Source organism: Mesorhizobium sp. M0751 (genome assembly GCF_040320265.1).
Taxonomy (GTDB): Bacteria; Pseudomonadota; Alphaproteobacteria; order Rhizobiales; family Rhizobiaceae; genus Mesorhizobium.
Genome location: NZ_JAMYPH010000011.1, coordinates 70592 through 82862 on the forward strand (window position 1 = coordinate 70592; position 12271 = coordinate 82862).

The window sequence follows — 12271 nt, forward strand, 5'->3', positions numbered from 1 at the left end:
TGAGGCCGATATTCAGCCGATGATGCCCATAATGTCGGATTCCTTCATGATCAGAAGGTCTTCGCCATTGAGCTTGACTTCGGTGCCCGACCACTTGCCGAACAGGATGCGGTCGCCGGCCTTGACGTCCAGCGGGACGAGTTTGCCGGCTTCGTCGCGGGCGCCGGAACCGACGGCGATGATCTCGCCTTCCTGCGGCTTTTCCTTAGCCGTATCGGGGATGATGATCCCGCCCGCGGTCTTGGATTCGGATTCGACCCGACGAACGACCACGCGGTCATGAAGCGGGCGGAACTTCGACTTTGCCATTTTTTATTCCTCGATGAGAATGGTGAGAACAGTTCCTTCGTCCGGCGGCGCCGGACATGTGGTTAGCACTCATCTTGGGGGAGTGCCAACGTGGCGCTGAAATAGGCTGGCAGCTCGCGTGAGTCAAGGCGGCCGCTGGGCATAATCAGGACAATTGCTTCAAACAGGATCCTTGACTAAGTCAACTAAATCGCTGATCTTGCCGGGAGAAGGATGCCATGACCATTCATCGTCACCCAGGCAAGGAGCGGATCGACGCGGTGCGGGCCTTCAACCGCTTCTATACCCGCCAGATCGGGCTGCTCGACGAAGGGCTGCTGAAAAGCACCTTCTCGCTGACCGAGGCGCGGGTGCTCTATGAGCTGGCGCATCGCGATGGCCTGACCGCCACCGACCTTGCGCGCGACCTCGGCCTCGATGCCGGTTATCTCAGCCGACTGCTGAAGAAGTTCGAGGAGCGTAATCTGGTCGAGCGCGCCACGATCGAGGCGGATGCGCGGCGCTCGTCGATCGCGCTGACCAAGGCCGGGCGGCAGGCCTTCGCACCGCTGAACCAGGGTTCGCACGACCAAGTTGCGGCCTTGCTCGACCGGCTTTCGGTTGCCGAACAGGACAGGCTGGTCAAGGCCATGCAGACGGTGCAGCGCCTGCTGGACGGGACAGCCGAACCCAAGATTCCCTACACGCTGCGGCCTCTGCAGGTCGGCGACATCGGCTGGATCATCCATCGCCAGGGCCTGCTCTACGCGCAGGAATATGGCTGGGACGAAACCTATGAAGCGCTGGTCGCCGAAATCCTCGGTGCCTTCGTCAAATCCTTCGATCCGAAATGGGAACGCAGCTGGATCGCCGAGCGGGAAGGAGAGGTGGTCGGCTCGGTCTTCGTCGTGCGCCAGTCGGACGAGGTGGCGAAGTTGCGCCTGCTCTATGTCGAGCCGTCGGCGCGCGGGCTCGGCATCGGCAAGCGGCTGGTCGAGGAATGTGTCGGCTTTTGCCGCGCCAAGGGTTACAGCACACTGACGCTGTGGACCAACGACGTGCTCGTCGCCGCCCGCCACATCTATGAGGCTGCGGGCTTTAAATTGACCAACGAGGAGCGCCACCATTCCTTCGGCAAGGATCTGGTCGGCCAGAACTGGGATTTGGAGTTGTAGCAGCGCTGCAGAATTTCGGGCATCGGCCTGCGGCGGTCGCTCAGGTCGTAGGCTTGATGTTTTGGTTCAAGCGAAAGAAATTGGTAGGATCATACTTGTTTTTTAGTGCGGTCAACCTCGGATAATTCTCGCCGTAAGCTGCCAGAACCCGATCAGTGCCCTCTTCGCCTAGATTATTGGCATAGACGCCGCCGGTCGAGAACGGTCTCATTGCATCCCACAGGTCACGCGCCCATCGGATGTGCGTTTCGTCGTCAGACGGATTGTCCCAGATCGATATCGGGAAGCAATCGTAAAGTGCATCCCGGTTGGCGTAGGGCGTTCCGTCCATCGGTACTCGCGAGATGGCGCCGCCAACCTGCTGCAGGACCAGAAGCGATTCGCTGGGTGCAGTCATGTAAGCCGCAAGCATGGTATCGATCGCCTGATCTGTGATTTCGCGCATGAACTGCGCCTTCCAGTAGTAGCGCCGACCGCGCGGAAAGAGGCTGTCCGCGGCCGATTGGATTTGAAGATAGGGGGCAGGAGCAATCCGGCGCTCAACCGGCGTGCCATACTCTCTCAGAGGTTGAATGATTTGCTGGCCCTCGTCGAGTGGGCCGATGTAGCACGCCGAAATGCTGAAGAAGCGTTCGCCCGAGGGCGCCGTCACAAGTGCTGCATCCAGGCTCAGCTCATCCGGGGCGCCGCTCGAGAACGCACGGTAGAACCGCATCGCTTCGCGTGCCTCTTCGTACCGGTATAGCATCGATCCCGCGATGAGGAGCGGACCCACCGGATGGAGCTTGTATTCGAAAGTCGTGACTATTCCGAAATTGCCGCCGCCGCCCCGAATGCCCCAGAACAAATCTGCATTTTCGGCCGCGCTTGCCGTGAGCAACCGGCCGTCCGCCGTCACGATTTCGACAGCGACAAGGTTGTCGCAGCTCAGCCCATGTTTGCGGCCAAGCTTGCCGAACCCGCCGCCGAGTGTCAGTCCGGCTATGCCGGTATCTGCGTTGACACCCATGGTCGTCGCAAGACCATGGACCTGCGTGGCTGCGTCGAACTCGCCCAGGTTCAAGCCGGCTTCTGCGCGAGCAACACGGCGGATCGGGTCGACTTCGATCCGCTTCATGCGTGACACATCGATCACCACGCCGCCGTCGCATACCGAACTGCCGGCGACGTTATGACCACCGCCGCGGACGGCGGCGAGGAAGCCTTGCGATCGGGCGAAGTTGACGGCCGTGACGACATCGCTGGATTCGGCGCAATAGAAGACAGCCGCCGGCCTCTTATCGACCATCCCATTCCAAACTCTGCGCGCCTGGTCATAGCCAGGGTCGTCCGGAAGGATCAGATCGCCGCGAATCGCCTGCCTGAGCCGGGCGATATCTGGCGCCTGCAACGCCGGCTCGGAACCGTCTATAAGCTTGAACATGCTCATCGAGGGATACCCTTCGTGATCCGGCACGGTTGGACAGGCCGCTTTCGCTCACCGGCATGTGTCGGATCTTAATGATCTCATGCGGCGCCATTCGCTGCAAAATCGAATATCTCAGTCGCTGGATGAGCTAAATTCATCTAAACTGCCTGCATGAGAAAACTTCCGCCGCTCGGGTCGCTTCGCGCCTTCGAAGCCGCTGCCAGGCTGATGAGCTTCAGGAAGGCTGCGACGGAACTCGGAGTGACGCCAACGGCCATCAGCCACCAGATTCGATTGCTGGAGGAGGTCTGTGGGCAACTGCTGTTCCGGCGGCGTCCACGACCGCTCGTGCTCACAGGCGTGGGCGAACGGCTATTCCCGGTAATTTGCAGCGGCTTCGACGCTTTCGCTGCGGCAATAGCATCAGCCTCGGCCGGTGTTGGCCAACGCCCGTTGCGCGTAACGAGCCCAAATGCATTTGCCAGCCGATGGCTGGTTCCGCGCCTGTCGAAGTGGCGCGAACAGCATCCGAACATTCCACTGGAGATCATCGGGACAGACGCCGTTCTGGACCTGCGAGCCGGTGACGCCGACGTCGCGATCCGCTATGCGCGCAGGATGCCGCGGGACGTTCCCGCGCAGGAAATTTTTCGGGACGCATTCTTTCCGGTATGCAGCCCGGAGCTGTTCGCGGGAGGCGACCGACAGATCGAGCGCGCCGCCGATCTGCTGCAATACCCGCTCATCCATTTCAATTGGACGAACCGCGACCCGGAAGCGCCGACTTGGCAGCGATGGCTGGCGATCGCACGCTCGATCGATCCCAGCATCCCCAATGCCAACCAGGCATGGGACTTAAGTTTCCGCGAAGAGCTGCACGCGATTGACGCGGTAGCGGCAGGCCAAGGCATCGCTATCTGCAGCGATGTGGTCGTCAGTGGCGAACTCGAGGCCGGCAGGCTGGTCAAGGCACATGATCTCTCTCTGCCAGGCTATGGCTTTTACCTTGCGGGCGTAGCCAATCACCCCCGACAAGCGCATATCGAAGCCTTTTCCGCCTGGATGAGATCGATAGCCTGAGCATCTGAACGCCGATCTTCTGCATACTCGTCACAAGTGCTCGGCGTAATAAATTGCTAACCACGATCGCCCTGCACTGACTGCCATGCACACTTGCCGGCTTCTGGCATAATCCGCGCTCCTTGAATTATGAGCACGCTTATTATATATGTCGCTCATGGTTTCCGACGGCATCGACAGATTGGGCTTTTTGATCCACGACGTGCAGCGCCTGATGCGCAAGCGCTTCGAGGCGCGCGCCAGTGGTTTCGGCCTCTCTTCGGCGCAATGGCGGCTTCTGGTACGTGTCGCCAAGGAGGCGGGTGTCGCGCAGGCGCGGCTTGCCGAGCTTCTCGAAATCGAGCCGATCAGCGTCTCGCGCCTTGTCGATCGCATGGAGGAGGGCGGCTGGATCGAGCGCCGTCCCGACGCAACCGACAGGCGAGTGCGCATGATTTTCCCGACCGCCAAGGCGAACGCGGCCTACGCCCACGTCAAGAGCCTTGCCGGCGAGGTTTACGAGGAATCGCTCGTTGGCGTTTCGCCGGAAGATCGCCGCGTCCTGGTCAGGGCGCTGGAGACAATGGTGCAGAATCTTGCAGATGGTGAGACGCCGCCCTCGGACAAAGTGAAGAATACGGAAGGCGCAGCAGCATGAACGCGGTAGCCAAACTAGATGAGAATGCGGCCAAGCTGGAGATGGAAGCTCCCGCGAAGCCGGCGGCAGCTCCGGTAACGGTCGCTCCGCAGGTAGCTCCGGCGCCGGTGGCGCCGAAGAAGAAGCGCCGTGCCGGCCGCTTCCTTTTGATGTTTGTGCTGCCCGCTGCGTTGATCGCCGGCGGCAGCTATGTCTGGGTGACCGGCGGCCGCTATCAGGAGACCGAGAACGCCAATCTGCAGCAGGCCAAGGTATCGATAGCCGCCGATACGGCGGGCCGCATCGTTCAGGTCGACATTTTCGACAACCAGTCTGTCAAGCAGGGCGACGTGTTGTTCGCTATCGATCCCGAGCCCTACCGGATCGCATTGGCCCAGGCCGACGCGGCGGTGGCCGGCGCACGGCTCAATGTCGAGCAGCTGCGTGCGGCCTACAGCCAGGCGCTGGCGCAGGAGAAGTCCGACGAAAGCCAGGTCCAGTATGCGCAGTCGCAATATGACCGCGCCGCCGACCTTGCCCAGAAGGGCATCAACGCCAAGTCGTCGCTGGACGAAGCCAAGAACGACCTCGATAAGGCCAAGCAGCAGCTGGCCGTGGCCCAGCAAGGGATCGTCAGCGCCAAGGCGGCACTTGGCGGCAATCCCGACATCGAGACCGACAAGCATCCAACTGTAATGGCGGCGCTCGCCGCACGCGACAAGGCGGCCTACGATCTGGTCCAGACCACGGTCAAGGCGCCTGCCGACGGCATCATCAGCCAGGCCGCTTCGTTCAAGGTCGGCCAGTATGTCGGTTCGGGCACGCCGCTGTTTTCGCTGGTCGAGACCGGCGACACCTGGGTCGACGCCAATTTCAAGGAAACCCAGCTCACCAACATGAAGCCAGGCCAGAAGGCCGAAATCATGGTCGATACCTATCCGGGCAAGACGTTCGAAGCCACCGTCAAGGCGATCGGCGCCGGCACCGGGGCCGAGTTCTCGCTGCTGCCCGCCCAGAACGCCACCGGCAACTGGGTCAAGGTCACGCAGCGCATTCCGGTCCGCCTGGAATTGACCGATGCCGACGCCAAGACGGCGCTGCGCACCGGCATGAGCGCGACGGTCACGGTGGACACCGGCGTTTCTCGCGGGCTGCCGAGCATTTTCCACCGCGCCACGGCAGGCGAGGCCAAGTAAAGAGGCCTGGTAGCGGCCGCATAGCAAACAGCGAGATGGATGCAGGATTGGTCCGAGGGAGACGCAGGAAAAATTGTATGCGTAGACGGGCTGCGCTGTAGCCCGCCTGAGCAGACAACGCCGCGCAGGATCTTCGGTCCTCAGGTTTCCGGGCGGCAGGCCCGCTTTGTCGAGACGCTCAGTCGATGTAACCCCCACATCGATGCTCGCGTCCCACCGCGATGAGGGTCTCTCTACAGCGAGGGCCTCGCCGTCCGGAAACCTAATGTACACGTTTTTGTTACCTGCTGGAAGTTTTACGTCATGAGCAGCCCAGAACCCTTTCGCGAAGTACCGCACCGCGGCCTGATCACAGTTGCGCTCATGCTTGCGACGATCATGCAGGCGCTCGACACGACGATCGCCAACGTTGCGCTGCCGACCATGACCGGCGATCTCGGCGCCTCCCCCGACAACATCAACTGGGTGCTGACCTCCTACATCGTTGCCGCCGCGATCATGACGCCGGTGACCGGCTGGCTGGCCGATCGCTTCGGCCGCAAGGAGCTGTTCCTGACGGCCGTGGTCGGCTTCACCGTCTTCTCCATGCTGTGCGGCATCGCCTGGAGCCTGGAGACCATCGTTCTCTTCCGGCTGATGCAAGGCGTGTTCGGCGCGGCCATCGTGCCGCTGTCGCAGACCTTCCTGCTCGACATCAACCCCAGGGAACGCCACGGCCAGGCAATGGCCATCTGGGGCGCCGGCATAATGCTGGGACCGATCCTTGGCCCGACGCTGGGTGGCTGGCTGACCGAGAATTTCAACTGGCGCTGGGTGTTCTTCATCAACCTGCCGGTCGGCATCATCGCCTTCCTCGGCATGGCCGCATATCTTCCCAGCGTCGCCCGGCGGGTGCGCAGCTTCGATTTCTTCGGCTTCACCATGCTCTCGCTCGGTGTCGGCGCGCTGCAGCTGATGCTCGATCGCGGCGGCGAGGTCGACTGGTTTTCCTCGATCGAGATATGGATCGAGCTTGGCCTTTCCATCACCGGCTTCTGGGTGTTCACCATTCACACGTTGACGGCGGAGCACCCCTTTATCGACCCCAAGATTTTCCTCGATCGCAATTTCGTCACCGGGCTGGCGTTCATCTTTGTCATGGGCGTGCTCATCCTGGCGAGCATGTCGCTGCTGCCGCCCATGCTGTCGACCATCTTCGGCTATCCGACACTCACCATCGGCATCGTTCTGGGGCCGCGCGGTGTCGGCACGATGATTGCGATGCTGTTCGTCGGGCGGATCATGCACAGGATCGATGCCAGGATTCTCGTCGTCATCGGCTTCCTGTTGACCGCGCAATCGCTCTACACCATGTCCAGCTTCTCGCCGCAGATGGACAACTGGCTTATCCTCAGCTCCGGCGTCATCCAGGGCCTTGGAATGGGAATGGTGTTCGTGCCGCTGTCCACCGTGGCTTTCGCTACGCTCGACGCACGCTTCCGCACCGATGCCACGGCGTTGTTCAGCCTGGTGCGCAATCTTGGCTCGTCGATCGGTGTGTCGGTGGTGACGGTTCTGCTGGTGCGTAACACGCAGATCAACCACGCCGAGCTCTCGGCCTATGTCAATCCGTTCAATGCCAACCTCTGGGCGGCATCGCCGGCAGCGGCGGGCGGCGATCCGACGGCGCTGTCGCTGATGGATCGCATGGTCAATATCCAGGCGATGATGATCTCCTACGTCAATGACTTCAAGCTGCTGATGATGATGACACTGCTTGCTGTCCCGTTTGTTTTCCTGCTGCGCAAGCCAAAGGCTGCGCCGCCGGCCGGTGGGGCGCCTGCCGCGCATATGGACTAAGCCTCACAGCTCCGGCACCGCGACCGGCTCACGGGTTCCGTTGCCTGTGCCGGTCGCGTCGGCGTTGAGCAAGGTTCACCTGCCATTAGTATATCCGGACCAATATGCACTCGCTTTTGGGTTGAAAGCGAGCCTCCATTGCTTGCTTCAAGCATCAGCGGGAGGAATTGTGTTTGGCCACGAAATCATCCAGGCAAACCGCCGAAGCGCCTGAATCCGCCAATTTGACGACGCTGGCAAAACTGGCGACTGCCTCATATGAGGCCCTCGAGCGCGAGCTTCGCGCCACGATTGCGGCGCTTCAGGACCAGGCACTGCGGTTCCAGACCGCGATCGAGAACATCTCGCAAGGCATCTGCTTTTTTGATGCCGATGAACGGCTGATCCTGTGCAACCGACGCTATGCGGAAATCTATCGCCTTGCACCGGAGCAATTGCAGCCGGGTGCGGCGCTACGCGAAATCGTCGAGCGGCGCGTCGCTGTCGGAACCTCGGCAATGAATGCGGACGCTTATCTGGCGTTGGCGCGGGCGGTCAATTCGGGCACGGCTTCGGGAAACTGGACAGCCGAGCTCGCCGATGGCCGGACAATTCAGGTCTGCCATCAACCGATGCCTGACGGCGGCTGGGTGGCCACGCACGAGGACATCAGCGAGCTCAGCGCCAATCGCCTGGTCGTCGACGAGCGTATCTCGCTGCAGACGCTGATCGACCTGGTGCCTGACTACATGTGGCTGAAGGACACCGAAAGCCGCTTCGTCGTCGCCAACCGAGCCATTGCGTCCGACAGCGGTCGGGACAGCACGAGCGACATGATCGGTCTGAGCGACTTCGACCTTCACGCGCCGGATCTTGCGCAAAAATTTCGCTCCATCGAGCAGCAACTGATGCGTGATGGACAACCGATGATCGACGAGGAGGAGTTCGTCGTCGATGCGTCAGGCACCGGCAAATGGTTCCTGTCGACGAAGCTGCCGTTGCGCAACGTTCAAAACAACATTTTCGGCCTCGTCGGCATTGCCCGCGACATCACTGCGCGCAAGCAGGCCGAAATCCTTCGCGACGGGCAGGCGCATATCCTCGAGATGATCGCAAAGAGCGCTCCCCTCGAAGACGTGCTCGAGCGGCTCATGCGTCTAGTCGAGTCCCAACTGGCGGGGATATTCGGTTCGGTCTTGCTGCTCGACAAGGATGGCACCCACTTGCGCCACGCCGCCGCGCCGAGCCTGCCGAGAGACTATACCGACGCCGTCGACGGCGCCGCGGTCGGCCCTCGGGCAGGGTCTTGCGGTACCGCAGTCTATCGGCGCGAGCCGGTGATTGTCGCTGACATCATGCAGGATCCGCTTTGGCAGGACTATCGCGAACTCGCGCGGCCGTACGGTTTGCGTTCATGCTGGTCGACCCCGATCCTGTCTCATCAGGGCGCCGTGCTCGGCGTCTTTGCGATGTATTCTATGACGGTGCGCGAACCGACCGAGACCGAGACCCGCCTCATCGATTTCACCACGCGCATCGCCGGGATCGCCATCGAACGCAAACAGGCCGAAGACCGCATCCACTTCATGGCCAACCATGACGTGCTGACCGGGCTTCCCAATCGCGCCTTGCTCGAGGATCGGCTTTCGCAGGCGGTCTTGTACGCCCAGCGATACGATCGCTGGGTGACGGTGGTGTTCATCGATCTGGACAACTTCAAATTCGTCAACGACACGCTCGGCCACAATGCCGGAGACGAGCTTCTGAAGATCGTCGCAAGTCGCATGGTCGACTGCGTCCGGGCGACCGATACTGTCGTGCGGCTGGGCGGCGACGAATTCGTCGTCGTGCTTTTCGACCAGCCGGCGAACGTCGATCTCGTCTCCGAGACCTTGCAAAAGCTCAGGGCTGCACTCGCCGAGCCGGTTCAGCTCGGAGCGCATCTTGTACGGGCGACGGCCAGCATCGGCATTGCCAACTATCCCAAGGATGGGACGGATCCCGATACGCTGCTGGCAAATGCCGACGCGGCCATGTATCGCGCCAAGGAGTTCGGCCGCGACAACTTCCAGTTCTACGCTCCGGAGTTCAACACCAGGGCGCATGAAAAATTCGTGCTTCAGGAAGAGTTGCGAAACGCCTTGGCGCGTTCGGAATTCACGCTGCTCTACCAGCCGCAGGTGGACCTTCGGTCAGGTCGGGTTTTTGCGGTCGAGGCGCTGATACGCTGGAACCATCCAACGCTTGGCACGGTAATGCCGACGACGTTCATCCCGACCTCCGAGGAGACTGGTCTGATCGTACCGATCGGCGACTGGGTTCTGCATGAGGCGTGCCGGCAGAACAAAGCCTGGCAAGACGCAGGACTGCCGCCCTTGACCGTTTGCGTGAATGTGTCGGCGCGGCAATTCAGGGAACGCAACCTGATCGATCGCATCGTCAGCGCGTTGAAGGACAGCGGCCTGGAGGCGAGATATCTCGAGCTGGAGGTGACCGAGAGCCTTATCATGCAGGATATCGAGCTCGCGGTCGCCACCATGAACGCCCTGCAAAGCCTGGGTGTCCAGATCTCGATCGATGATTTCGGCACCGGCTATTCCAGCCTCAGTGCACTCAAGACCTTTCCCGTGGCGCGGCTGAAGATCGACAAGTCCTTCATCAAGGATCTCGCCGCCGACGAGAACGATCAGGCTGTGGCCAGCGCGGTGATTTCATTGGGGCAAAATCTCAACCTGAGGGTCATTGCCGAAGGCGTTGAGACGGATGATCAGGTGGCCTTCCTGCGCAGGAACAATTGCGACGAAATGCAGGGCTATCATTTCAGCAGACCGGTTTGTGCGCAGGACATAGAGGAATTGCTCGGCCGCGGCCGCAAAGACTGACGGATCGGTCGCCCGACAGGCTTCCGCCGACCACATGGCGGAAGTTATCTGCCGAGCACAAGGCACCAGTAGCGAAGTGTGCTGTCGCGGCCGTCGCTTACATAGGCGAGGCCGAAGCGGGTGAAGCGCGGGTCGAGCATGTTGCGGCGGTGGCCTGGCGAATGCACCCAGATATCGAACAGCTTCTGCTGGTCGAAGCGGCCTTCGGCGATGTTTTCGGCGGCCGCGCCGGCAATGCCATTGTCTTTGACGCGCGAGGCAAAGTCCTTGCCCCAGCCGGTGGTGTGGTTCATGCGGCCGCCGCGCGCCATGTAGCCGGCCTGCTGGAGCGCCGCCTGCTCGAGCTGCGCATCGGCGACAAGCGGCCCGAGACCCGCCGAAGCGCGGATGCCGGCCAGTGTGCCGGCGGCGGAGGCAGAGACACCGGCGCCTTCGCCGGTAGGCAGCACTGCGGTTGCGCAGGCGGTGAGCCCGGCAAGGGCGCCAAGACCGGCAGCTCTGAGCAGCACGCGCCTGTTTAGGCCAGGTTGGGCCTCATGATTTTCGATTTTCGTAACGGTCATGCCCGCCTGACATAACCGCGATCATGGCTTTTGCCGGGCAGGGGACTAACCGCTGCGGATAAGTTTGCAGTTGGACAATAATGGCCAGCCGGGCGATCCCGGTATTTAGCGTTGCTTCGGCGAGTCAATACTGAGCCTGCGCTTGCGCGCCGTCCCTCTCGACAAGACCAACAGTTGGACGCGATCGAGCGCAGGCGGGTTCAGTTGGGGCTGGTTGCGGCGGTGAACCCGCACTGCTTCTGTTCCATATCGATCTGCTTCGTGATGCGAATGGCGTTCTGTGCATAGGCCTCCGTCACGGAGCCACTATTCACGGTCTTGTCCTTCAGCGGACTCACGCCTGCGCAGAGGTGGAAAACATGCGGCTCGGCGGACTTCGCGGCTCCGTTTTCGGGCGCGATCCAGTAAACGACATCCTGACCGGCGGGGTGGCTCGCGTCCCGCGTCGCCGCCGCCACCGCGGCCGTGTCCGCCGCGATCGCCTGCGCCTGAGCGGCGACATCGGGCGAACAGGCGGTGGTCGGCTGCCCCGACTTGATCTGGGCTGCGCACGTGTTCATATCCTGAGTGTACTGTTCGACCGACGGGGGTTTGAAACTGATCCCCGTAACCGTCGCGAGCACAGCCAGCGCAGCGCCGACGCCGCCGGCAATCTTCTTGGTCCGCGGATCCATGTTTTTGTCGGTGAGGATCAGGAAAACCAGTGGGAGGAAGGCAATCAGCGTGATGATTGCGCCGAGCTGGTTTTGGAAGAAGAACCTGGCCGCGTCGGATGCGCGGGCCGGATCGTGCCTGTTGGCCGCCTTCCACAGCAAGTTGCCGGCGATTGCGAAAATCGCGATGCCGACCAGAAGGCCGATGATCAGCGGCAGGTGTCCCTGGTCGAACTTGTTCTGGCGAAGCAGCATAATCCCGTAGATCTCGCCGCCAATGGCGACGATCCACGAGAGTGCGGCGAAGAGGCGAAGACGCGTGGCGGAGGACTTCTGGCCCTGCGTCGCTTGCCAATCCTTGGTAACGTCTGGCTTGTTGTCGGTCATTGACCAGATCCCCTGATATCGACACTTCTGCCGGCGGCGTCAGACCAGAAGCCCAACCGCCCTGCGCAGCGTCATTGAACGAGCGTTACCTGCCTTGGCGACACGGCGAAAATGTGAGCGCCACGGCAGGCCTCATCTCCATTCATAATTCATATTGCGCATGAGTGAGGCTGGTAAACAGATATTTCCCCATAAACACCCTCCA

General features: G+C 61.5%; 10 protein-coding genes. 6 read left to right on the forward strand and 4 right to left on the reverse strand.

The window, feature by feature from the left end; genetic code table 11:
* Positions 1-12: 12 nt before the first annotated feature.
* Positions 13-309, reverse strand: a complete 297-nt coding sequence (gene groES, locus NKI19_RS18170) for a co-chaperone GroES (RefSeq protein ID WP_006203049.1) — start codon at positions 307-309, stop codon at positions 13-15.
* 218 nt (positions 310-527) lie between these two features.
* On the opposite strand from groES, the gene NKI19_RS18175 reads away from it, so the two are divergent.
* On the forward strand, positions 528-1463 hold the full coding sequence (locus tag NKI19_RS18175; RefSeq protein ID WP_352567565.1) for a bifunctional helix-turn-helix transcriptional regulator/GNAT family N-acetyltransferase: 936 nt from the start codon (positions 528-530) through the stop codon (positions 1461-1463).
* 40 nt (positions 1464-1503) lie between these two features.
* Here NKI19_RS18175 and NKI19_RS18180 read toward each other — a convergent pair whose 3' ends face one another.
* A complete protein-coding gene (locus NKI19_RS18180; protein WP_352567564.1) occupies positions 1504-2892 on the reverse strand; it encodes an FAD-binding oxidoreductase in 1389 nt (462 codons plus the stop codon).
* 150 nt (positions 2893-3042) lie between these two features.
* Between NKI19_RS18180 and NKI19_RS18185 the strand changes: the two genes are divergently transcribed.
* From NKI19_RS18185 to NKI19_RS18205, 5 genes are all read left to right on the forward strand, one after another.
* Positions 3043-3951 carry a LysR substrate-binding domain-containing protein gene (locus NKI19_RS18185; RefSeq protein ID WP_352493418.1) on the forward strand — a complete coding sequence of 303 codons (909 nt, stop codon included), beginning with the start codon at positions 3043-3045 and terminating at the stop codon, positions 3949-3951.
* A 157-nt stretch (positions 3952-4108) separates the two neighbouring features.
* On the forward strand, positions 4109-4588 hold the full coding sequence (locus NKI19_RS18190) for a MarR family winged helix-turn-helix transcriptional regulator (RefSeq protein WP_352493422.1): 480 nt from the start codon (positions 4109-4111) through the stop codon (positions 4586-4588).
* Entirely contained in the window at positions 4585-5763 is a 1179-nt protein-coding gene (locus tag NKI19_RS18195; protein ID WP_352493417.1) for an HlyD family secretion protein, read from the forward strand. Before NKI19_RS18190 ends, NKI19_RS18195 begins: the two co-directional genes overlap by 4 nt.
* A 303-nt stretch (positions 5764-6066) precedes the next feature.
* Positions 6067-7602, forward strand: coding sequence for a DHA2 family efflux MFS transporter permease subunit (locus NKI19_RS18200; protein WP_352493416.1), 1536 nt, complete (start codon positions 6067-6069; stop codon positions 7600-7602).
* A gap of 173 nt (positions 7603-7775) precedes the next feature.
* Entirely contained in the window at positions 7776-10463 is a 2688-nt protein-coding gene (locus tag NKI19_RS18205) for an EAL domain-containing protein (RefSeq protein ID WP_352567563.1), read from the forward strand.
* Positions 10464-10507: 44 nt separating this feature from the next.
* On the opposite strand, the gene NKI19_RS18210 is transcribed toward NKI19_RS18205, so the two are convergent.
* Together NKI19_RS18210 and NKI19_RS18215 are read right to left on the reverse strand one after the other, a co-directional pair.
* The gene (locus NKI19_RS18210) at positions 10508-11026 is read right to left on the reverse strand and encodes a CAP domain-containing protein (RefSeq protein ID WP_352567562.1); all 519 of its coding nucleotides are present in this window, start codon (positions 11024-11026) and stop codon (positions 10508-10510) included.
* A gap of 200 nt (positions 11027-11226) precedes the next feature.
* A complete protein-coding gene (locus NKI19_RS18215) occupies positions 11227-12066 on the reverse strand; it encodes a hypothetical protein (RefSeq protein ID WP_352493413.1) in 840 nt (279 codons plus the stop codon).
* Between the last annotated feature and the right edge of the window lie 205 nt (positions 12067-12271).